At 57.7% G+C, this 20,537-nt stretch carries 21 protein-coding genes and 1 riboswitch; of the genes, 12 read left to right on the forward strand and 9 right to left on the reverse strand.

All coding sequences use genetic code 11. The features are described 5' to 3' along the window. The first annotated feature begins 65 nt into the window (after positions 1–65). Genes bioB through bioD form a run of 4 tightly spaced genes read left to right on the forward strand, consistent with a single transcriptional unit; the run spans position 66 to position 3,714 of the window. Positions 66–1,106 (forward strand): biotin synthase BioB, encoded by a 1,041-nt coding sequence (bioB, locus tag ROR01S_RS18190; protein ID WP_004859760.1) that lies wholly within the window; start codon positions 66–68, stop codon positions 1,104–1,106. Continuing rightward, on the forward strand, positions 1,103–2,260 hold the full coding sequence (gene bioF, locus ROR01S_RS18195; RefSeq protein WP_015584852.1) for an 8-amino-7-oxononanoate synthase: 1,158 nt from the start codon (positions 1,103–1,105) through the stop codon (positions 2,258–2,260). Before bioB ends, bioF begins: the two co-directional genes overlap by 4 nt. After that, positions 2,244–2,999: a malonyl-ACP O-methyltransferase BioC gene (bioC, locus tag ROR01S_RS18200; protein WP_004859762.1), complete on the forward strand. Its 756-nt coding sequence runs from the start codon at positions 2,244–2,246 to the stop codon at positions 2,997–2,999. Before bioF ends, bioC begins: the two co-directional genes overlap by 17 nt. Continuing rightward, a complete protein-coding gene (bioD, locus tag ROR01S_RS18205) occupies positions 2,992–3,714 on the forward strand; it encodes a dethiobiotin synthase (protein ID WP_004859763.1) in 723 nt (240 codons plus the stop codon). Before bioC ends, bioD begins: the two co-directional genes overlap by 8 nt. Here the strand turns inward: bioD and ROR01S_RS18210 are convergent. After that, positions 3,656–4,378, reverse strand: coding sequence for an ABC transporter ATP-binding protein (locus ROR01S_RS18210; protein WP_004859764.1), 723 nt, complete (start codon positions 4,376–4,378; stop codon positions 3,656–3,658). The two genes, bioD and ROR01S_RS18210, sit on opposite strands and share 59 nt — an antisense overlap. Positions 4,379–5,115: 737 nt before the next feature. Here ROR01S_RS18210 and uvrB point away from each other — a divergent pair. Then, the gene (uvrB, locus tag ROR01S_RS18215) at positions 5,116–7,137 is read left to right on the forward strand and encodes an excinuclease ABC subunit UvrB (protein WP_064359750.1); all 2,022 of its coding nucleotides are present in this window, start codon (positions 5,116–5,118) and stop codon (positions 7,135–7,137) included. Between the two features lie 235 nt (positions 7,138–7,372). Here the strand turns inward: uvrB and pmrB are convergent, their stop codons facing one another. The 4 genes from pmrB to yvcK form a co-directional block, all read right to left on the reverse strand. Next, on the reverse strand, positions 7,373–8,464 hold the full coding sequence (gene pmrB, locus ROR01S_RS18220) for a two-component system sensor histidine kinase PmrB (protein WP_004859767.1): 1,092 nt from the start codon (positions 8,462–8,464) through the stop codon (positions 7,373–7,375). A 4-nt stretch (positions 8,465–8,468) separates the two neighbouring features. Continuing rightward, complete coding sequence (gene pmrA / locus ROR01S_RS18225) at positions 8,469–9,140, reverse strand: two-component system response regulator PmrA (protein ID WP_004859768.1); 672 nt, start codon at positions 9,138–9,140, stop codon at positions 8,469–8,471. Then, the gene (eptA, locus tag ROR01S_RS18230; protein WP_015584851.1) at positions 9,137–10,783 is read right to left on the reverse strand and encodes a phosphoethanolamine transferase EptA; all 1,647 of its coding nucleotides are present in this window, start codon (positions 10,781–10,783) and stop codon (positions 9,137–9,139) included. Before eptA ends, pmrA begins: the two co-directional genes overlap by 4 nt. Before the next feature lie 118 nt (positions 10,784–10,901). Beyond that, on the reverse strand, positions 10,902–11,807 hold the full coding sequence (gene yvcK, locus ROR01S_RS18235) for a uridine diphosphate-N-acetylglucosamine-binding protein YvcK (RefSeq protein ID WP_004859770.1): 906 nt from the start codon (positions 11,805–11,807) through the stop codon (positions 10,902–10,904). Positions 11,808–12,016: 209 nt separating this feature from the next. Next, a riboswitch (molybdenum cofactor riboswitch) is annotated at positions 12,017–12,155 on the forward strand. Here yvcK and moaA point away from each other — a divergent pair. From moaA to ROR01S_RS18265, 6 genes are all read left to right on the forward strand, one after another. Beyond that, positions 12,143–13,132, forward strand: a complete 990-nt coding sequence (gene moaA, locus ROR01S_RS18240) for a GTP 3',8-cyclase MoaA (protein ID WP_004859771.1) — start codon at positions 12,143–12,145, stop codon at positions 13,130–13,132. Its footprint overlaps the riboswitch before it by 13 nt. Before the next feature lie 22 nt (positions 13,133–13,154). Then, positions 13,155–13,667 (forward strand): molybdenum cofactor biosynthesis protein B, encoded by a 513-nt coding sequence (moaB, locus tag ROR01S_RS18245; protein WP_004859772.1) that lies wholly within the window; start codon positions 13,155–13,157, stop codon positions 13,665–13,667. 3 nt (positions 13,668–13,670) lie between these two features. Further along, positions 13,671–14,159: a cyclic pyranopterin monophosphate synthase MoaC gene (gene moaC, locus ROR01S_RS18250; RefSeq protein WP_015584850.1), complete on the forward strand. Its 489-nt coding sequence runs from the start codon at positions 13,671–13,673 to the stop codon at positions 14,157–14,159. Beyond that, positions 14,152–14,400 (forward strand): molybdopterin synthase sulfur carrier subunit, encoded by a 249-nt coding sequence (gene moaD / locus ROR01S_RS18255; RefSeq protein WP_004859774.1) that lies wholly within the window; start codon positions 14,152–14,154, stop codon positions 14,398–14,400. Before moaC ends, moaD begins: the two co-directional genes overlap by 8 nt. Further along, the gene (gene moaE / locus ROR01S_RS18260; protein ID WP_004859775.1) at positions 14,401–14,853 is read left to right on the forward strand and encodes a molybdopterin synthase catalytic subunit MoaE; all 453 of its coding nucleotides are present in this window, start codon (positions 14,401–14,403) and stop codon (positions 14,851–14,853) included. It begins immediately after the preceding gene. 45 nt (positions 14,854–14,898) lie between these two features. Beyond that, positions 14,899–15,603 carry a Bax inhibitor-1/YccA family protein gene (locus tag ROR01S_RS18265; RefSeq protein ID WP_004859776.1) on the forward strand — a complete coding sequence of 235 codons (705 nt, stop codon included), beginning with the start codon at positions 14,899–14,901 and terminating at the stop codon, positions 15,601–15,603. Between the two features lie 60 nt (positions 15,604–15,663). On the opposite strand, the gene ROR01S_RS18270 is transcribed toward ROR01S_RS18265, so the two are convergent. From ROR01S_RS18270 to ROR01S_RS18280, 3 genes are read right to left on the reverse strand one after another with little or no spacing between them, the layout of a single operon-like run. Beyond that, positions 15,664–16,629 (reverse strand): lysylphosphatidylglycerol synthase domain-containing protein, encoded by a 966-nt coding sequence (locus tag ROR01S_RS18270; protein ID WP_004859777.1) that lies wholly within the window; start codon positions 16,627–16,629, stop codon positions 15,664–15,666. Continuing rightward, on the reverse strand, positions 16,629–17,873 hold the full coding sequence (gene clsB, locus ROR01S_RS18275; RefSeq protein ID WP_004859778.1) for a cardiolipin synthase ClsB: 1,245 nt from the start codon (positions 17,871–17,873) through the stop codon (positions 16,629–16,631). Before clsB ends, ROR01S_RS18270 begins: the two co-directional genes overlap by 1 nt. Then, positions 17,870–18,628 carry an endonuclease/exonuclease/phosphatase family protein gene (locus ROR01S_RS18280; RefSeq protein WP_004859779.1) on the reverse strand — a complete coding sequence of 253 codons (759 nt, stop codon included), beginning with the start codon at positions 18,626–18,628 and terminating at the stop codon, positions 17,870–17,872. The genes clsB and ROR01S_RS18280 overlap by 4 nt, the downstream gene beginning before the upstream one ends. A gap of 131 nt (positions 18,629–18,759) precedes the next feature. Here ROR01S_RS18280 and ROR01S_RS18285 point away from each other — a divergent pair, with 131 nt between their 5' ends. Then, positions 18,760–19,197, forward strand: coding sequence for a YbhQ family protein (locus tag ROR01S_RS18285; protein ID WP_015584848.1), 438 nt, complete (start codon positions 18,760–18,762; stop codon positions 19,195–19,197). Between the two features lie 206 nt (positions 19,198–19,403). Here the strand turns inward: ROR01S_RS18285 and ROR01S_RS18290 are convergent, their stop codons facing one another. Beyond that, positions 19,404–20,510, reverse strand: coding sequence for an ABC transporter permease (locus ROR01S_RS18290; RefSeq protein ID WP_004859781.1), 1,107 nt, complete (start codon positions 20,508–20,510; stop codon positions 19,404–19,406). Positions 20,511–20,537 lie beyond the last annotated feature (27 nt).

Consider the following 20,537-nt stretch of genomic DNA (forward strand, 5'->3'; position numbering starts at 1 on the left):
TGAAAACATTTAGGTTTACGAGTATAAACCGAACCGACAATTAACAAAACCCTTTGGAGAGGCCAATGGCTCACCACGCACGCTGGACAATGTCGCAAGTTACTGAGTTGTTTAATAAACCATTGTTAGATCTGCTGTTTGAAGCGCAGCAGACCCACCGCCAGCACTTCGATCCGCGTCAGGTCCAGGTCAGCACGCTGCTGTCGATCAAAACCGGCGCCTGTCCGGAAGATTGTAAATATTGCCCGCAAAGCGCGCGCTACAAAACCGGTCTCGAATCGGAGCGTCTGATGGAAGTTGAGCAGGTGCTGGAGTCCGCGCGCCAGGCAAAAAATGCCGGATCAACGCGCTTCTGCATGGGGGCCGCCTGGAAGAACCCCAACGATCGCGATATGCCGTATCTGGAGCAAATGGTCAAAGGCGTCAAAGCGTTGGGGCTCGAATCCTGCATGACGCTCGGCACCTTGACCGACACCCAGGCGCAGCGCCTCGCGGGAGCCGGGCTGGACTACTACAATCACAACCTCGATACCTCGCCGGAATTTTACGGCAACATCATTACCACCCGCACCTATCAGGAGCGCCTGGACACCCTCGACAAAGTGCGTGACGCCGGGATTAAGGTGTGTTCCGGCGGGATCGTCGGCTTAGGCGAAACCGAGAAAGATCGCGCCGGCCTGCTGTTACAGCTGGCTAACCTGCCAACGCCGCCGGAAAGCGTACCGATCAACATGCTGGTTAAGGTGAAGGGCACGCCGCTGGCCGATAACGACGATGTCGATGCTTTCGATTTTATCCGCACCATTGCGGTGGCGCGCATCATGATGCCGACCTCGTACGTGCGTCTTTCCGCCGGCCGCGAGCAGATGAACGAACAGACCCAGGCGATGTGCTTTATGGCCGGGGCGAACTCGATTTTCTACGGCTGCAAGCTGCTGACCACGCCGAACCCGGAAGAGGACAAAGACCTGCAGCTGTTCCGCAAACTGGGGCTTAACCCGCAGCAGACGGCGGTGCTGGAAGGCGATAACGAGCAACAGCAGCGTCTGGAACATGCGCTGAATAACCCCGATACCGAGGAATACTACAACGCGGCGGTGCTATGAGCTGGCAGCAACGCATCGACCAGGCGCTGAGCGAGCGGCGGCAGGCGGATGCATTCCGTCGCCGCCAGCCGGTGGCGCAGGGTGCCGGGCGTTGGCTTATCCGTGAAGATCGGCGCTGGCTGAATTTCTCCAGCAATGATTATCTCGGACTGAGCCAGCATCCGCAGATTATCGCCGCCTGGCAGCAGGGGGCGGCGCGTTATGGCGTGGGTTCCGGCGGATCCGGCCACGTCAGCGGTTACAGCGAGGCGCATCGTGAACTGGAAGAGAGCCTGGCGGACTGGCTGGGATATCCGCGCGCGCTGCTGTTTATTTCCGGGTTTGCCGCCAACCAGGCGCTGATTACCGCGCTGCTCGCCAGGGACGATCGCATCGTTGCGGATCGCCTGAGCCACGCCTCTTTACTCGAAGCGGCCAGCCTGAGCCCGGCGCAGCTCAGACGCTTTGCGCACAACGACGTGCAGCAGTTGAGTGAACTTCTCGGTAAGCCGCTGACGGGGCAACAGCTGGTGGTGACGGAAGGGGTGTTCAGCATGGATGGCGATAGTGCACCGCTTCGCGATATTGCCCCAACGACCCGGGCGGCCGGCGGCTGGCTGCTGGTGGACGATGCGCACGGTATTGGCGTCGTGGGCGATGAAGGGCGCGGCAGCTGCCATGCGCAAAACGTCCGCCCGGAACTGCTGGTCGTGACCTTCGGTAAAGCCTTTGGCGTCAGCGGCGCGGCGATCCTGTGCGACGAGGCGCTGGCGGACTATCTGCTGCAGTTTGCCCGACATCTGATTTACAGCACCGCCATGCCGCCGGCCCAGGCGGTTGCGCTGAGCGCCGCGCTGGCGGTGATCCGCAGCGATGATGGCCGGCAGCGGCGGGAAAAACTGGCCAGCCGCGTGGCGCAATTTCGCGACGGTATGGCGGATTTTCCGGGGGAGCTGAGCGCCTCGACCAGCGCGATTCAGCCGCTGATCGTGGGTGACAATACGCGGGCGTTGCAGCTGGCGGCGCGCCTGCGTGAGCAGGGCTGCTGGGCGACGGCCATTCGTCCGCCGACGGTGCCGGCAGGCAGCGCGCGGCTGCGCCTGACGCTGACCGCGGCCCATGAGCCGACTGATATTACCCGTCTGCTGGAGGTGCTGCATGGCGGCGGTGAATAAACGGGCGGTGGCTGCGGCCTTTGGCCGGGCGGCCACCCACTATTCGCAACATGACGCGCTGCAGCGTTACAGCGCTGAACTGCTGCTGCGTCAGCTTCATGGCCGCCCCTTTTCAGCGGTCCTCGACGCCGGCTGCGGCCCCGGCAGCATGAGTCGCTACTGGCGCGAGGTCGGCAGTCATGTGACGGCGCTCGATCTCTCGGTTGAGATGCTGGCGCAGGCCCAGCGCAACGCGTGCGCGCATCGTTATCTTGCCGGGGATATTGAGTCGCTGCCGCTGGCCGATGCCTGCGTCGATCTGGCGTGGAGCAATCTGGCGGTTCAGTGGTGCGAGAGTCTGTCCGGCGCGCTCGATGAGCTGTGCCGGGTGGTGCGCCCCGGCGGTCGGGTCGCGTTCACCACCTTGCTGGCCGATTCTCTTCCCGAGCTGAATCAGGCCTGGCGCGCCATTGACACCCATCCCCATGCCAACCGCTTTCTCAGCGAACGGGCGGTGCGCGAGGCGCTGGCCGGGCGGCGAGCCGTTGGCGAGGTTCACGCCGTCAGCCTGCCGTTTGCCGATGCTCTGAGCGCGATGCGTTCGCTCAAAGGGATTGGGGCAACACACTTGCATCAGGGGCGCAGCGCGGCGCCGTTGAGCCGGGGAAAACTGCGTCAGCTGCAGCTGGCCTGGCCAAAACAGCAGGGCCAGTGCCCGCTGACGTACCATCTTTTTACAGGAGTCATTGAACGTGACTAAACGTTTTTTCGTCACCGGAACCGACACAGAAGTCGGTAAAACGGTCACCAGCTGCGCCCTGTTGCAGGCGGCGAAGCTGTCAGGTCTGAAGTGCGCGGGCTATAAACCGGTCGCCTCCGGGAGTGAGTTGACGGCACACGGGCTGCGTAACGATGATGCGCTGGCACTCCAGCGCAATAGCGGTGTGGCGCTGAACTATGCGCAGGTCAACCCCTTTACCTTTGCCGAACCGACCTCACCGCATATCGTGAGCGCGGAAGAGGGGCGGCCGATTACCGGCGATGCGCTTTCTGCCGGGCTGCGTGAACTGGAGACGCTGGCGGAATGGGTGCTGGTGGAGGGAGCGGGAGGCTGGTTTACGCCGCTATCCGCGACGCTGAGTTTTGCCGACTGGGTACGCGACGAACGGCTGCCGGTCATTCTGGTGGTCGGCATTAAACTCGGCTGCATCAACCACGCGCTGCTGACGGCCCAGGCGGTACGTCAGGCCGGGCTGCCGCTGGTGGGCTGGATTGCAAACGACATCCAGCCGCCGGGTAAACGCCATGCGGAATATCTGGCGACTCTCAACGATCGACTTGCGGCCCCGTTGCTGGGCGAGATCCCATGGCTGGCGGACGCGTCGCGACGTGAGGATCTCGGCCAGTATCTGGATCTCAGCGCGCTGGATCGGGCGTCATCCACTGTGCCAGCAGCGGTTCATCCAGCTGGATAACGCGGCCTTGCGCCACGTTACGCCCGCGATGCAGCAGGCAAAAACGGTCCGCCACCCGGCGAATAAACGGCAGGTGCTGTTCCGCCAGCAGCACCGTTAAACCGATGTCGCGGTTCAGGCGCACCAGCAGGTCACCCAGCTTATGCACGAAGTGTTGTCCGCTGCCACGCGAAGGTTCATCAAGAATCAGCAGACGCGGCCGGACAACCAGCGCTCTCGCCAGCGCCAGCTGGTACTGGTCATCTTCTGACAACATCGCGGCTTTATGCTGACGTCGTGCGTAGAGCTCCGGGAAAAAATCGTAAATCTCCCCCTTTACGGCGCCGCCCGGGTTCCCTCCGGCGGCCAGCGCAATATGCAGATTCTCCTCCACGCTCAGCTGAGAAAAGATCCGCCTGTCCTGCGGGACATAGCCGATGCCAATAATCGAGCGGGAATGGGCGGAGAGCGGCGTGATATCGCAGGGCGGCGAGCCGATGTCATGCCAGGTCATACTGCCGCTGGCGACCGGAAGATGTCCGGTAATGCAGTTCACCAGCGTGGTTTTCCCCATTCCCTGGAGTCCCATCACACAGGTGCACTCCCCCGGCTGAAGTTCAAGGTCGACATTCCATAGCGTGTGCTGATTTCCGTAGTACTGATTGACTGCGCGTAGACTCAACATAGACGTTTTCTCCTGTTTGGGGATAGCGGGCGACATGAAGATTCTGCAAATCTCTTGCCAGGAAAAAGATGTTTCGGTTTTTTCCCGTACGGGCAGCTGCCGCGGGGCGGGGCGAAGGCGAGTCAGCGAGGCGGTTGCACTCTCCCGGTGCTAAGGGGTATGAAAAATGGTGCAGAAAGCAACAAAAAAGCAGGCACCCTTAGCTGATAAATATCAAAAATAATTCGATAATTTTTTTTAGGCGGTCGATTTTCGCCGGCGGTCGATTTCTGCGGGGTGGCAGAAGGCATGGCCTGCAGACACTTATCCACTATTCCTGTGGATAACCTTGTGTATTAGAGTTAGAGAACTTGCGGTAAGCTAGAGATTACGCGGCCTGCGGCTGAATTGGCGCGAAACCCATCTTTTGTTTAATATCATTAAATATCAATTAGTTGAATAAAAGCAATGGCTGTAAGGAAAGTGTCACCTGATGCCACAAAAGATTCACCACCTTGCTTGACAAATGTTAAATGATAAATTTTTTTGGGGATAACCCTACTCTCTGGCGGATTATTCTGCAGGATGGTCTTTTTTTACCCCAAAACGACGCGCGCGCGGGCGATTTCAGGCACAAACAATAATAGAATACTGTTTTTATATCCAGTATTATTTATTGGCAAAAGTGAGCGTGAAGGGTAGAATTAAACACCTGCCGTATATCACCAGGCGCTTCATCCTTCTTCAGGGCCAGACATATGAGTAAAACGTTCACGCTGCATTCCGCATTCCGTCCTTCTGGCGACCAGCCGGAGGCTATCCGCCGCCTGGAAGAGGGGCTGGAAGATGGCCTGGCGCACCAAACGCTGCTGGGGGTGACCGGGTCGGGCAAGACGTTCACCATTGCTAACGTTATCGCCGATCTTCAGCGTCCGACGATGGTGCTGGCGCCGAATAAGACCCTGGCAGCGCAGCTGTACGGCGAAATGAAAGAGTTCTTCCCGGACAATGCGGTGGAATATTTCGTCTCCTACTACGATTACTATCAGCCTGAAGCCTACGTGCCGAGCTCGGATACCTTCATCGAGAAAGACGCGTCGGTGAACGAGCATATCGAGCAGATGCGTCTGTCGGCGACCAAAGCGCTGCTTGAGCGGCGCGATGTGGTGGTAGTGGCTTCGGTATCGGCTATCTACGGTCTGGGCGACCCGGATCTCTACCTGAAGATGATGCTGCACCTGACCACCGGCATGCTGATCGACCAGCGGGCGATTTTGCGCCGCCTGGCGGAGCTGCAGTATACCCGTAACGATCAGGCCTTCCAGCGCGGCACCTTCCGCGTGCGCGGCGAAGTGATCGACGTCTTCCCGGCGGAATCCGACGATATTGCGCTGCGTATCGAGCTGTTCGATGAAGAGGTTGAGCGGCTGTCGCTGTTCGATCCGCTCACCGGTCAGGTGGAATCGACGATTCCACGCTATACCATCTACCCGAAAACGCACTACGTAACGCCACGCGAGCGAATCGTTCAGGCGATGGAAGAGATAAAAGTCGAGCTGGCGGCGCGGCGTAAAGTGCTGCTGGAAAACAACAAGCTGCTGGAAGAGCAGCGCCTGAGCCAGCGTACCCAGTTCGACCTCGAAATGATGAACGAGCTGGGCTACTGCTCGGGCATCGAAAACTACTCGCGCTATCTTTCCGGGCGCGGGCCGGGCGAACCGCCGCCGACGCTGTTTGATTACCTGCCGGCAGACGGTTTGCTGGTGATTGACGAATCCCACGTCACTATTCCGCAAATCGGCGGCATGTACCGCGGCGATCGGGCGCGCAAAGAGACGCTGGTGGAGTACGGCTTCCGTCTGCCGTCGGCGCTGGATAACCGTCCGCTGAAGTTCGAAGAGTTTGAGGCGCTGGCGCCGCAGACCATTTACGTCTCGGCGACGCCGGGGCCTTATGAGCTGGATAAATCTGGCGATGAGGTGGTCGATCAGGTGGTACGTCCGACCGGGCTGCTTGACCCGCTGATTGAAGTGCGGCCGGTGGCGACTCAGGTCGATGACCTGCTGTCGGAGATTCGCATCCGCGTCGCCATCAACGAGCGCGTGCTGGTCACCACTTTGACCAAACGGATGGCGGAAGATTTAACGGAGTATCTCGAAGAGCACGGCGAGCGCGTGCGCTACCTGCACTCCGATATCGATACCGTGGAGCGTATGGAGATCATCCGCGACCTGCGGCTGGGCGAGTTCGATGTTCTGGTGGGTATCAACCTGCTGCGTGAGGGGCTGGATATGCCGGAAGTGTCGCTGGTGGCAATTCTGGATGCCGATAAAGAGGGCTTCCTGCGTTCGGAACGCTCGCTGATTCAGACCATCGGTCGCGCCGCGCGTAATATCAACGGTAAAGCGATTCTGTATGGCGATAAAATTACCGCTTCGATGGCCAAAGCCATCAGCGAGACCGAGCGTCGCCGTGAGAAGCAGCAGCGCTATAACGAAGAGCACGGTATCACCCCGCAGGGGCTGAATAAAAAAGTGGTCGATATTCTGCAACTGGGCAGCAATCTGGCGAAGACGAAAGCCAAGGGCCGCGGAAAATCACGTTCGCCGGTTGAGGCGGATACGCCTGAGGTGCTGCTGACGCCAAAAGCGCTGCAGCAGAGAATTCACGAGCTGGAAGGGCAGATGATGCAACATGCGCAGAATCTGGAGTTCGAAGAAGCCGCGCAAATTCGTGACCAGCTGCATCAGCTCCGCGAGCTGTTTATTGCGGCGTCCTGATCCCGCAGGACGCGATGCGCTGCGCGTGGAGCCAGGCAGTGTGACGGGACGCCGATTTTTTGCTATTCCGCGGCGTTTTCTGGCTGGCTTAATGTCTGCTTAATCTTGCCAGGCGACACTATCCTCATTCTGATGAGGATAGTGTCATGCAAAAATTAACCTTCCGTGAGTCTCTGGCCCTTACCTGTGCGTTTGTTGTGGTTGTCGCTTTTGTCCATCAGTGGGTGCTGACGTTCTAACGCGAAGGCTTAGGAAACTGAATCCAGCCTCGAACGCCGGGGCCAGGCTGGCGGTTATGTAAGAAAAACTGGGCATCGTGCAGCTGAACGATGCGCGTCACAATACTTAATCCCAGGCCAATTCCCCCGTAGCGGCTGTCCATACGGACAAATGCTTTACTCAGCTCGCCGCTTTTCGCTTCATCAATCCCCGGACCTTCATCTTCCACGGCCATAACCGGCGTTGTACCGGCCTGTATGGCGATTTTTATCTTCGACCCTGCCGGGCTATAGCGATGCGCATTCTCCACCAGATTGCGCAGCACAACGCGCAGCAGCGTGGCATCACCGGAGACAACAACATCTTTGGCATCATCCCCCTCGGGGAGGGCGAGCGCCAGCGTCTGCTGGCGCTGTTCCAGCATGCTCTCCAGCTCACCGCGAATCGGTTCGACCACATCCTCTTTCAGCAGCACGCGCTGGTAGCTCCCGGCGGAAAATGACTGCCCGACGCGCGCCAGCTGCAGCAGCTGTGAGATGCTGTTGGTCATCTGATCCAGACGCTGGATCAGCTGACCCACCTCCACGTGGTGTACTTTCGCCATCAGTTCGAGATGCAGACGCAGTCCCGCCAGCGGGGTACGCAGCTCGTGCGCGACGTCAGCGGTGAACAGACGTTCGCGATCGAGGGTTAAGTTAAGGCGAGAAACCAGCTGGTTAATCGCTGTCGTCACCGCCGTCACTTCCGGAACCGACTCCGTCAGCGTAATCGGCTGCAGGTTATCCGGCGTACGGCTCTCCAGCTCAGTTTGCAGATTCGACAGCGGTCGGGTGATTTTTCTCACCGCCACCAGACTGATATACAGCGCCAGGCCGACGATCAGCAGGCTGGGTATTAACAGACTCGCGACCGCCTCGCGCACTTCGTGTTCAACGTGCTTTTGGTTGTTATGCCCTTCGATGGCGCTCGCCACCAGCAGCTGAATCTGCTCTTTGCTTTCGTGCCATAACCAGAAAACGCTGATCAGCTGACAGACCACCAGAATAGTGCCGATCGTCAGCAGCAGACGGTGACGCATGGTCCAGGTTTCACTTGCGAACAGTGCCATGGCGTTATTCCGTTCCTGAATTGTTCACCAGCATATAGCCAAACCCCCTGACGGTACGAATACGGGCTTTACCCACTTTTTCGCGCAGGTTATGGATATGAACCTCCAGCGTATTGGTGGCGGGTTCATTGTCCCAGCTGTAGATATCGTTGTAGAGAATTTCACGGTGTACCGGGCTGCCCGCTTTCATCATCAGGCGAGAGAGCAGGGCGTACTCTTTCGGCGTCAGGTCCAGCGCCTCGCCGCCCAGCCACACCAGGCGACGAGTCATGTTCAGCCGCAGGTTGCCCACGGCCATTTCGTTGTCGCCCTGGTTATTATGGCGGCGGAGCAGCGCGCGGATGCGGGCGTTCAGCTCTTCCAGGGCGAAAGGTTTCACCAGATAGTCATCTGCGCCGGTGTCGAGACCGCTGATGCGATCTTCAACGGTATCGCGGGCGGTCAGGATCAGCACCGGCTGGCTGAATTTTTCCCGACGCATGCGCATCAGGAAGTGCAGGCCATCTTCATCCGGCAGGCCGAGATCGAGTACGATCAGGCTGTAATGGTTGCTGGCGAGGGACAGGGCGGCCTCGTGAGCAGTGGCGACGCCATCACAGACGTATCCCTCGCTTTGCATTGCCAGGATCAGGCCTTGTAACAGGAGTGCGTCGTCTTCAATGACTAAGATTTTCATCTGGCGGTCTCGCTTCTGCACGGCGTTAAAATATCATCGGTTGCCTGGTACTCGTGGGTATCGACCCCAAGGAGTCCGAGCAGGGTAGAAAACAGATTATCCTGAGAATAAGGGTCTGTTTTAGCTCTTTGTTGCAGACACTGGCTGGAAACGCCATAGCGCTGTTGGTAATCCTCGGACAACCAGAGCAGCATCGGCACATGTTTTTGCGTTTCCGGGGCGATTGACCACGGCAGGCCGTGTAAATAGACGCCATTTTCCCCCAGCGACTCACCGTGATCGGAGAGGTAAACGAGGCTGGTGGTGAATTTATCCTGCTTTGACTGCAATAATTTTATCGCTTTATCAACTATATAGTCGATATACAGAATTGTATTATCGTAGGTATTCGTCAGCTGCTGCTGGGTGCAGCTCTGGATTTCGTTGGTATCGCAGGTTGGGGTGAATTTTTTGAATTCAGCAGGGTAGCGATTGTAATACGTCGGACCGTGGCTACCGATGGTGTGCAGCACGATAATCCCGTCCTGCTGCAGATTATCGATGTAGCTCTCCAGATTATGGAACAACACTTCATCGTAACATTCGCCATCGATGCACTGGCCGGTCAGGTTCAGGTCGGTCACGTTCTGATGCGGGACGCGATCGCAGGCGCCCTTACAGCCGCCGTCGTTGTCGTTCCACAGCACCCGAATGCCGGCGCGTTGCAGGATGTCGAGAACGCCTTCCTGATGGTGGGCCAGCTCTTCATCGTAATGCGCCCGCGGCATATTGGAGAACATGCAGGGTACCGACACCGCGGTCGCCGTGCCGCAGGAGGTGGTATTCGCAAAGTAGATGACATCGTCTTGTTTGAGTCGCGGGTTGGTCTCGCGTTCGTAGCCGCCCAGTGAGAAATTCTGCGCGCGCGACGTCTCTCCCAGCACCAGAATGGTCAGGTTTTTGCGCGGGCCGCTGTGCATTTCGGGTTTTTGCACGGCATCTTCGCCAATGTTTACCAGCGGCAGGTTGTCCATCTTGTTGTGCGCATACCACGAGTTGATGGCAACGATGCTATTGGAGGGACTCAGGGATTTCACCAGCTCTTTATTGTTGCGAAAGACCGAGGCGTAATCTTTATAAAACAGCGCAGCGACCAGAACGATCAGCAGGGCCGATACGAGGATATTCAGCAGACGTACCGCGATGCTGCGCCACACTGTTTTGGCTTTACTGATTTTTATCCACCAGGCGAGGGCGACCATCAGAACACCGGACAGTCCCAGCGTCAGCACCATCTTACCGGACATCAGGGCGAAGCTTTCCGCCGGTGTGGTATCCAGAATGTTGGTAATCATGGCGCGGTCAATGACGACGCCGAAGGTCCAGATAAAATACTGGGCCGAGGCGCTCAGCAGAATAAACAGGCTAATAACGAGGCGGTCGAGCTTGAGGAAGGAGGCGAGCGTGGTGAGAATATTCATCACGCTGAAGGCAACCACCGGCATGCTGAGGAACACCAGCCAGTTGTGCAGGCTGTTTACCGGCAGCAGAGTGAACACCTGACGATAGAACGCGAGATTGAGCAGCAGCCCGACATAGAGGGCAAAAATAATCAGATAAACCGTACGGCTCATGACCGGCCGACGTAAAGTGAATAACGACATAGCAACAATCCTGGGACTAAGATAGTTGCCATGGTGCCACCTTTATTTTAAGACAACCTTAATATTTTAATATAAAGGTCTGGCGCGTCGTTACCCGCGCCTTCTCGCCTCCAGCGGGCTAACCTAAGGTCTGGATCGCTTTTTCCAGCGCGTTACGTAACAGCACCCGGTCGTGGCGATAGGGAACATCCGCGGCATCCAGCGGCGTCTGCACGATCGCCCGGTTTTCCAGACCGGTCGTATCGGTTTTCGGCCCAACAACGATGGCATCGATCACCCGCTTACCAATATAGTGCTCCATAATCCCGACCCTGTCCGCCAGCGTCAGATTCGCCGCCGGGCTGTGTTCTTTGCCGAGATTGTCGATAAAAACCATTGTCGCCGGCGTTCGGCGCAGCGCCTGCGCCATCTCATCGAGCAGCAGAATCGGCAGCAGGCTGGTATAGAAACTTCCGGGGCCAATCAGGATTAAATCGGCTTCTGCGATAGCCTCTACCGCTTCGCGGGTCGCCGGCACCGGCGGGGAGAGCATCAGCTCCTTCGGCACGCGGGGCAGCTGGTCGATATTGACTTCGCCGTAGACTTCATGGCCTTCATGGTCAATGGCCATCAGATCTACCGGTTGTTCCGACATCGGGATCAGGAATGCGTCCACTTTTAGCAGATTTCTGATTAAATTGATCGCCTCTAAAGGCCGCACGCTCAGGTGATCCAGGGCCTTTAACATCAGATTTCCGAGGTTATGCCCGGAAAGTTCGCCATTACCGGAGAAACGGTACTCAAACATCGCCGAAGCAATGCTGGGTTCAGCGATCAGCTGGTTAAGACAGTTGCGCATATCGCCCCAGGCAATGCCGCCTTCGGAACGGCGAATCCGCCCCGTGGAGCCGCCGTTATCGGTAGTCGTGACGATCCCGGTAAGACGTGATCCGAGCGATGAGAGTGATGACATCACCCGGCCCAGACCGTGCCCTCCGCCAAGTGCCACGACGCGATCCAGATCGGCGAACGTACGAGTGCGCATACACATTCCTTATCTCAATTAAACGGGCTCACAGTAACCGATCTACCCCTAAAAGACGATGCCCGGATCCTGACAAAATGACCGATATCAATGCAAAAGCCTGGTTTTTAGCTATTCTGTATCGAAAATGCACGATCGTGTCGATATATACATAATTATATAACGAAAGTGAGAATGGCGAAACTGCCGTTTCCGCGCTACTATCGGCATAAACCAGTTAACACTCTAGCCTCTGTGCCTGTGTCGCAAGATATGGTGCTTTGGCCGTGACAGCCTCGCTTGTCACCAGGGCGTGGGAAGAAATGACCGCGTCTCCCGTACTTGGAAAGGTGTATATGGCTTCACAGCTTACCGATGCATTTGCGCGTAAGTTTTATTACTTGCGCCTGTCAATTACCGATGTGTGTAACTTTCGTTGCACCTACTGCCTGCCGGATGGTTACAAACCCGGCGCGGTCACCAACAAAGGCTTTCTCAGCGTTGATGAAGTACGTCGCGTCACGCGCGCTTTCTCTGCGCTCGGCACCGAGAAGGTGCGGCTGACCGGCGGCGAACCCTCTTTGCGCCGCGATTTTGCCGATATCATCGCCGCCGTACGTGAAAACAGCGCGATTCGCCAGATTGCGGTCACCACCAATGGCTATCGTCTGGCGCGCGACGTCAGCCGGTGGCGTGATGCCGGACTGACGGCGATTAACGTCAGCGTTGACAGCCTCGACGCGCGCCAGTTTCATGCCATTACCGGGCAGGATAAATTTCACCAGGTCATGGACGGCATTGATGCCGCCTTTGCCGCCGGTTTTGAGAAGGTCAAGGTCAATACCGTGCTGATGCGCGATGTGAACCATCATCAGCTCGACACCTTCCTCGCGTGGATCCAACCCCGACGCATTCAGCTGCGCTTCATCGAGCTGATGGAGACCGGCGAGGGCAGCGACCTGTTCCGACGTCACCATATTTCCGGCATGGTGCTGCGCGATGAGCTGCTGCGTCGCGGCTGGATTCACCAAATCAGCCAACGCAGCGACGGCCCGGCCCAGGTCTTTTGTCACCCGGATTACGCCGGGGAAATTGGCTTAATCATGCCGTACGAGAAAGATTTCTGCGCCAGCTGCAACCGTCTCCGCGTCTCCTCCGTAGGCAAGCTGCATCTGTGTCTGTTCGGCGACGGCGGCGTGGATCTGCGCGACCTGCTTGTCGAGGACCAGCAGCAGGCGGCGCTGGAAGCGCGCATCTCCGAAGCATTAACCCATAAAAAGCAAACCCATTTCCTGCATCAGGGCAACACCGGTATTACGCAAAACCTGTCGTATATTGGCGGATAATTCATTCTAAAGGAGCGAACAGATGAGTCAGGCCAGCGCTGAGTTTAACCCGACCCGTATTGCTATTCTCACCGTTTCCAGCCGACGTGGCGAAGAGGATGATACCTCCGGCCACTGGCTGCGTGACGCGGCGCAGGAGGCGGGCCACCGTATTGTCGATAAGGCGATTGTTAAAGAGAACCGCTATGACATCCGCGCCCGGGTCTCGGCGTGGATAGCCAGCGATGATGTGCAGGTGGTGCTCATCACCGGTGGAACCGGGTTTACCGACGGGGATCAGGCGCCGGAGGCGCTGCGACCGCTGTTTGACCGTGAAGTCGAAGGGTTTGGTGAAGTTTTCCGCATGCTTTCCTTCGAAGAAATCGGCACATCGACGCTGCAATCCCGCGCCATTGCCGGCATGGCGAATCGCACGCTGATTTTTGCCATGCCGGGCTCAACCAAAGCCTGCCGCACCGCGTGGGAAAATATCATTGCTCCGCAGCTGGATGCCCGTACGCGCCCATGTAACTTTATCTCTCATCTTAAGAAATAAACGATGTCACAACTCACCCATATTAACGCCGCCGGCGAGGCGCACATGGTAGACGTTTCTGCCAAGGCCGAGACGGTACGCGAAGCCCGGGCTGAAGCCTATGTTGAAATGCGGCCGGAGACGCTGGCGATGATCATCGACGGCAGCCACCATAAAGGCGATGTCTTCGCCACCGCCCGCATTGCCGGTATCCAGGCGGCAAAACGCACCTGGGAGCTGATCCCGCTGTGTCATCCGCTGATGCTGAGTAAAGTCGAGGTCAATTTGCAGGCCCAGCCGGAACACAACCGGGTGCGCATCGAGTCGCTGTGTCGTCTGACCGGCAAAACCGGCGTGGAGATGGAAGCGCTGACCGCTGCTTCCGTGGCGGCGCTGACGATTTACGATATGTGCAAAGCGGTGCAAAAAGATATGGTGATTGGTCCGCTGCGTCTGCTGGCGAAAAGCGGCGGCAAATCCGGGGATTTCAAGGCGGACGAGACTCATGATTAAGGTTCTGTTTTTTGCCCAGGTGCGCGAACTGGTTGGCACTGAATCCCTGACCCTTGAGGTCGATGCGCAGTCGACGGTCGAAACCGTACGGCGTCAGCTCGCCGGCCGCAGCGAACGTTGGGCGCTGGCGCTGGAAGAGGGCAAGCTGCTGGCGGCGGTAAACCAGACGCTGGCCCCCTTTGACCATCCGCTGATGGCCGGCGACGAAGTGGCGTTCTTTCCGCCGGTTACGGGAGGTTAAATGACGCAGACTCGTATTATCGTCAGCCACGATCGTTTTTGCGTCGGCGACGAATATCCGTGGTTGGCCGAGCGCGATGAAGACGGCGCGGTGGTCACTTTTACCGGAAAAGTACGTAATCATAATCTCGGGGATAGCGTGAAGGCGCTGACCCTCGAACACTACCCGGGAATGACGGAAAAATCGCTGGCGGAAATCGTTGAGCTGGCGCGGGAACGCTGGCCGCTCGGCCGGGTGACGGTGATTCACCGCATCGGCGAAATGTGGCCAGGCGAAGAGATTGTATTCGTTGGCGTGACCAGCGCGCACCGCAGCAGCGCTTTTGCCGCCGGGGAGTTCATTATGGATTACCTGAAAACCCGCGCACCGTTCTGGAAGCGGGAAGCGACACCGGAAGGCGAACGTTGGGTGGATGCACGCGATAGCGATCGCCAGGCGGCAGAGCGCTGGTAGTGTGGTACGCTTAGTAAGAGAAAACGTGTTAATCAGGAGACAGTCATGGACAGATTCCCTCGTTCAGATTCCATTATTCAGGCACGCAGCGGCCTGCAAACCTATATGGCCCAGGTTTACGGCTGGATGACGGTCGGGCTGCTGTTGACGGCATTCATTGCCTGGTTTGCCGCCAATACGCCGGCGGTCATGATGTTCGTCTTTTCCAGCAAAATAACCTTTTTTGGTTTGATTATCGCCCAGCTGGCGCTGGTATTCGTGCTTTCCGGGATGGTGCAGCGCCTGAGCGCAGGGATGGCGACCACGCTGTTTATGCTCTATTCGGCGCTGACCGGACTGACGCTATCCAGCATCTTCCTCGTCTATACCTATTCGTCGATTGCCAGTACCTTTGTGGTCAGCGGCGGGATGTTTGGGATAATGAGCCTTTATGGCTATACCACTAAGCGCGATCTCAGCGGTTTCGGCAACATGCTGTTTATGGCCTTAATTGGTATTGTCCTGGCTTCGCTGGTCAACTTCTGGCTGAAGAGTGAAGCGCTGATGTGGGCGATTACCTATATCGGGGTGATCGTGTTCGTCGGCCTGACCGCTTATGACACGCAGAAACTGAAAAACATCGGCGAGCAGATCGATACGCGAGACACCTCCACGCTGCGTAAGTACTCCATTCTTGGCGCGCTGACGCTGTATCTGGACTTTATCAACCTGTTCCTGATGCTGCTGCGTATTTTCGGCAACCGTCGTTAACGCCTTTGCTCCCCGGGCTGCGCCTGGCCCGGGGAGCGCCGATTATCCCCGCCATCTCACCTATCCGTCCGCCAGCTTACGCTGATTCCTTTCGCGTAATGTTTTCGCCCGACTCTCCAGCAGCAGATAGCCGACGGTGGCGATAAGCAGCGGCAAAAAGTAATACAGCGCGCGCCAGGCCAGCAGGGCGGCAATAATCGCCCCGCGGCTAATCGACTCGGCGGAAAGCATGGCGATAAAAACGGCTTCCAGCACGCCGATCCCGGCTGGAATATGCACAATGACGCCGGCAATACTGCTGACCAGCAGCACGCCCAGGACGAGGAAATAATCGACCTGCTGCGCCATCAGCAGCCAGATAATCGCGCCCATCACCATCCAGTTTGCCACCGAAAGCGCCATCTGCAGCAGAGCGAACCGCCATGAAGGCAGCACCAGCCGTTGGCCTTTAATCGTCAGATGGCGCCGACGGGCAAAGGCGCAGGCCCACAGATAAAGCGCGCTCATCGCCAGCAGTCCGCCCCCGATGAGCCGCAGCGTGTCCTGACTGATATACCAGTGCGCCGGTAGCGCCACCAGATTTGCGGTGAAAATCACGCCGCCCAGCAGAATAAACCCCAGCCAGTTGGTGGTGATGCTCAACGAGAAAATACGGGTAATGGTCCCGCCGCTCAAACCGAGGCGCGAATAGAGGCGGTAGCGCATACCGATACCGCCAACCCAGGTGCTGAGGGTCAGATTAAAGGCGTAGCAGATAAACGACACCAGCATCACCTGCCGTTTAGCCAGTTTATGTCCGCACCATGCGCGCCCCAGCAGATCGTAGCAGCCATAAATCAGGTAGCTCGCTATCGTCAGCCCCACCGCGCCGAGCAGGGCGGTGCGATCATAGTGGCGAATCACCTTCCACACCGCCGGCCAGTCCACTTTTTGCGCATAAACCACCAGCAGGGCCGTTACGGCGAGGAAGAAAATGACGGTAAAGATCTTTTTCGCCATCCGCCTGCGAGGGTGTGATTTTGCCATCAGGGTTTCACCTCCTGATTCGTCGCATCCAGCCGATCCTGAGTTTCAATTTCTGGCTGCACCGGCGGGCGGACCCGCGCCAGATGCGGCGTATGGGCAGGCAGCCAGCCTATCCACGCCGGGAAGTGACGGAGAAAGTGGAAGGCCAGCACGCTGGTACCCACATTCCACCAGCTGCGCTTTGGCAGCATCGACTTGTCCACTTGCTTACAGTCCTCGGCGATCAGTCCGTTAAGGTTGTCGCGCAAGGTCTGATTAAACTGGCGATCGTGGATAATCAGGTTAGCTTCCAGATTTAATGACAGGCTCAGCGGGTCAAGATTGCTCGATCCGACGGTGGCCCAATGGTCGTCGGCGAGAGCAACTTTGCCGTGCAGCGGTCGGCGGCGATACTCAAAAATCTGTACGCCGCCGTTGACCAGATAGCGATACAGCAGGCGGGCGCCGACTTTAACAATAGGAATATCCGGCTCGCCCTGCACGATCAGCTTAACCCGCACGCCGCGGCGGGCGGCGTTACGCATCGCATGCAGCAGCCGGTAGCCGGGGAAAAAGTAGGCGTTGGCAATGATCACTTCCCGGCGGGCGTTAGCCAGCATCTTGAGATAATGGCGTTCAATATCATCGCGATGTTCTTGATTATCCCGCCAGACAAACAGCGCCTGCGCCTCCCCGGGGTTGCGGTTGATCGCCGGCTGGTGGCGACGCCTGAGCCACCAGCGGCGCGTCTCTTCGCTGGCCGGGAGATTTTCCAGCTCAAACTGCAGGATATCCTGCACCACCGGCCCCTCCACCTGAACGGCATAATCCTGTTTTGCCTCCGGGCCATAGTCGGTCATGTGCTCGGCGGAGTAATTGATGCCCCCGACGAAGGCCGTCGTCTCATCGATCACCACAATTTTGCGGTGCATGCGGCGAAACAGATTGGTTCGCATGCCGAACAGACGCGGGCGCGGATCGTAGTAGCGAAAAATCACGCCGGCGGCACTCAGCTCATTCACGAAACGCTCACTCAGGTCGGGGGAACCGTAGCCGTCGAGCAGCACTTCGACCCGTATCCCGCGGCGTGCGGCTTTTAACAGCACGGCGTGCAGCTGCCAGCCCACGTCATCTTCAAACCAGATAAACGTTTCGAGGATCACTTTCCGCTGCGCGCGGGCGATGGCGGCAAACAGTGCCGGATAGTAGTTATCGCCGTTCTCCAGGAGCTGGATGCGGTTTCCTTCCTGCCAGCTGCATTTCATAGATGAATCTCCACGCTCAGCGGGGCATGATCAGAGAGGTGACGCCAGGGTCGAAGTGGCAACGCCGTTGGGTGGCTGGCATGCGCATTTTTCACGTAGATCCGATCAAGGCGCAGGAGCGGAAGACGCGCAGGAAAGGTTCTCGCCGGGCGGCCATGGGCGCGGGTAAAGATCTCCTCCAGCCCGGCCTGCGCCTTTAGCACCCGGTTGGCCTGCTGGCGCCAGTCATTAAAATCGCCGGCCACCACCACCGGCTGCTGGGCGGGCAGGTCGTTGACCCGCCTGGCGAGCATCGCCAGCTGGGCCGATCGCTGCCGCGCGCTCAGGCCGAGGTGCACACAAATCAGATGTAGCGCCGCGCTTTGCGGCGGAACGATTCGGCAGTAGAGCAGACCGCGCTTTTCGCTGTTGCCAACGGAGATATCGATATTTTCATTATATTCAATAGGAAAGCGAGAGAGTACGGCGTTGCCGTGATGGCCTTCCGGGTAGACTGCGTTGCGTCCATAGGCGTATTCGCTCCACAGGGTATCGGCAAGAAACTCATAATGGCTGCGGTCCGGCCAGTTTTCGATCTGCAGCGAATGAATCTCATGCGCCCCGGTGACCTCCTGCAGACAGACGATGTCGGCGCTGACGCTGCGAATGGCGTCGCGCAGTGCCGGCAACATGAAGCGTCGATTAAACGTCGTAAAGCCTTTATGGATGTTAATTGTCAGCACGTTTAACGAAAATCTGCACGTTTGCTCAGACATATTTCCCCGGTCAATGTCACTTTCCTGAATGAAATAGTGTAGTAGGTGTCACAAAAAGATGCGGTGTTCCGGAATTTTCCGTAAAGTGCGGTACTCTGAGTTACAGATAAAGATCCTTCAGGAGAGAAGCCATGAAGTGGCAACAACGTGTACGCGTCGCAACTGGCCTCAGTTGCTGGCAGATTATGTTGCATCTACTGGTCGTGGCAGTACTGGTGATGGGTTGGATGAGTGGCGCGCTGGTTCGCGTCGGATTAGGGCTGTGCGTACTGTACGGCGTTACGTTACTGTCGATGCTGTTTTTACAGCGTCACCACGAAGCACGCTGGCGCGATGTCGGTGATTTCCTTGAGGAACTCACCACCACCTGGTATTTTGGCGTAGCGGTTATCGTGCTGTGGCTGCTGTCACGCGTGCTGCATAACAATCTGCTGCTGGCCGTCGCCGGGGTGGCGATTCTGGCGGGTCCGGCAGTGGTGTCACTGCTGGCGAAAGATAAGAACCGTTACCCGAAAGCCTTCGGGTTGCAGCAAGGCGGTAACGCTGCCAATCCCCAGAAGCACAGATAGCTGTGCGAACGGGCCGACGGGGCGAGGCCCAGGACGGACCGGGTAATCAGGTCAACGCCGAGGCAGGCTGAACGATAGCAAGGATCCCCTAAAGCGTTCGGACTGCATCAAGGCGGCGACGCGACGAATCCCCGGGAGCATAGATAGCTATGTGACCGGGGTGAGTAAGGAAGCCAACGCCGAGGCAGCCTGAACGATGACGGGGATCAGGCGATCTTTCTGCGGAACATCGCATATGCCGCTGAACCCGTTGTGGCCGCTATGACCAGTAGCGGCCACAAACTTCCCCAAACAATCTCCAGACTCGCATCCTTCAAATAAATCTGCTTGGTGATGTCAGTAAAGTGACGAATCGGGTTTATCCATGTCACATCCTGCAGCCACTGCGGCATATTCTCAACCGGCGAGACGTAGCCGGAGAGCAGGATCGCCGGCATCATAAAGACGAAAACGCCGATGAAAGCCTGCTGCTGGGTTGAGCATAAAGACGAAATCAGCAGACCAAATCCCACCAGCGACAGACCGTAAATGACCATCGTAAAGTAAAACAGCAGCAGCGAACCGGCGAAGGGGATTTGATACGCCCAGATGCCAATAGCCAGCACGATGCTCGCCTGCAGCGTGGCGACAATCAGCGCCGGGACCGCTTTGCCGACGAAAATTTGCCAGGTGGCCAGCGGCGAAACCAGCAGCTGATCGAGCGTGCCTTGCTCCCGCTCGCGGGCCACCGAGAGAGAGGTGACGATCATCACCCCGATGGTGGTGATCATCGCGATCAGCGATGGAACCACAAACCACTTGTAATCGAGATTCGGGTTATACCAGTTGCGCACGATCAGCTCGCTGTTGTTCGGCTTCGCTTTCCCTTCCAGCAGCTCCTGCTGATAGTTTTTGACGATCTGCTGGAGGTAGTTGGCGGCGATTTGCGCGCTGTTCGAGTTGCGTCCGTCCAGTAAGAGCTGGAGCGGCGCGGGCTGGTTGGTGTCGAGATTGCGCGAGAAGTCCGCCGGGAAGCGGATCAGCAACAGCGCTTTTTGTTCATCAATCGTCGGGCGGATCTCCTGCGGGCTCTTGAGGAGCATCACATGAGTGAAGGCCTTAGCCCGGGCGAAACGCTGGGTCAGTTCTACCGCGTGACGGCCATTGTCTTCGTTGTAGATGGCGATGGTCGCGTTGGTCACTTCCAGCGTTGCGGCGAAGGGAAACAGCAGCACCTGAATCAGAACCGGCATAATCAAAATGGCGCGCGTTTGCGGTTCGCGCAGCAGCGATTGCAGCTCTTTACGAATCAAGGTCCATAAGCGATGAAACATAGTACTTTCCTCATGTCAGGTGGCGCG

The sequence above is a fragment of the Klebsiella ornithinolytica NBRC 105727 = ATCC 31898 genome (assembly GCF_001598295.1).
Classification (GTDB): domain Bacteria; phylum Pseudomonadota; class Gammaproteobacteria; order Enterobacterales; family Enterobacteriaceae; genus Klebsiella; species Klebsiella ornithinolytica.

What these genes read in the sequence shown, in the direction of transcription:
- bioC (WP_004859762.1), top strand. Translation starts at nt 2,244, where the DNA reads ATGGCGGCGGTGAATAAACGGGCGGTGGCTGCGGCCTTTGGCCGGGCG.
- ROR01S_RS18280 (WP_004859779.1), bottom strand. Translation starts at nt 18,628, where the DNA reads ATGTCTGAGCAAACGTGCAGATTTTCGTTAAACGTGCTGACAATTAAC.
- pmrA (WP_004859768.1), bottom strand. Translation starts at nt 9,140, where the DNA reads ATGAAAATCTTAGTCATTGAAGACGACGCACTCCTGTTACAAGGCCTG.
- uvrB (WP_064359750.1), top strand. Translation starts at nt 5,116, where the DNA reads ATGAGTAAAACGTTCACGCTGCATTCCGCATTCCGTCCTTCTGGCGAC.
- yvcK (WP_004859770.1), bottom strand. Translation starts at nt 11,807, where the DNA reads ATGCGCACTCGTACGTTCGCCGATCTGGATCGCGTCGTGGCACTTGGC.
- moaD (WP_004859774.1), top strand. Translation starts at nt 14,152, where the DNA reads ATGATTAAGGTTCTGTTTTTTGCCCAGGTGCGCGAACTGGTTGGCACT.
- ROR01S_RS18265 (WP_004859776.1), top strand. Translation starts at nt 14,899, where the DNA reads ATGGACAGATTCCCTCGTTCAGATTCCATTATTCAGGCACGCAGCGGC.
- pmrB (WP_004859767.1), bottom strand. Translation starts at nt 8,464, where the DNA reads ATGGCACTGTTCGCAAGTGAAACCTGGACCATGCGTCACCGTCTGCTG.
- moaE (WP_004859775.1), top strand. Translation starts at nt 14,401, where the DNA reads ATGACGCAGACTCGTATTATCGTCAGCCACGATCGTTTTTGCGTCGGC.
- ROR01S_RS18270 (WP_004859777.1), bottom strand. Translation starts at nt 16,629, where the DNA reads ATGGCAAAATCACACCCTCGCAGGCGGATGGCGAAAAAGATCTTTACC.
- moaA (WP_004859771.1), top strand. Translation starts at nt 12,143, where the DNA reads ATGGCTTCACAGCTTACCGATGCATTTGCGCGTAAGTTTTATTACTTG.
- bioB (WP_004859760.1), top strand. Translation starts at nt 66, where the DNA reads ATGGCTCACCACGCACGCTGGACAATGTCGCAAGTTACTGAGTTGTTT.
- ROR01S_RS18285 (WP_015584848.1), top strand. Translation starts at nt 18,760, where the DNA reads ATGAAGTGGCAACAACGTGTACGCGTCGCAACTGGCCTCAGTTGCTGG.
- ROR01S_RS18210 (WP_004859764.1), bottom strand. Translation starts at nt 4,378, where the DNA reads ATGTTGAGTCTACGCGCAGTCAATCAGTACTACGGAAATCAGCACACG.
- ROR01S_RS18290 (WP_004859781.1), bottom strand. Translation starts at nt 20,510, where the DNA reads ATGTTTCATCGCTTATGGACCTTGATTCGTAAAGAGCTGCAATCGCTG.
- clsB (WP_004859778.1), bottom strand. Translation starts at nt 17,873, where the DNA reads ATGAAATGCAGCTGGCAGGAAGGAAACCGCATCCAGCTCCTGGAGAAC.
- eptA (WP_015584851.1), bottom strand. Translation starts at nt 10,783, where the DNA reads ATGTCGTTATTCACTTTACGTCGGCCGGTCATGAGCCGTACGGTTTAT.
- bioF (WP_015584852.1), top strand. Translation starts at nt 1,103, where the DNA reads ATGAGCTGGCAGCAACGCATCGACCAGGCGCTGAGCGAGCGGCGGCAG.
- moaC (WP_015584850.1), top strand. Translation starts at nt 13,671, where the DNA reads ATGTCACAACTCACCCATATTAACGCCGCCGGCGAGGCGCACATGGTA.
- moaB (WP_004859772.1), top strand. Translation starts at nt 13,155, where the DNA reads ATGAGTCAGGCCAGCGCTGAGTTTAACCCGACCCGTATTGCTATTCTC.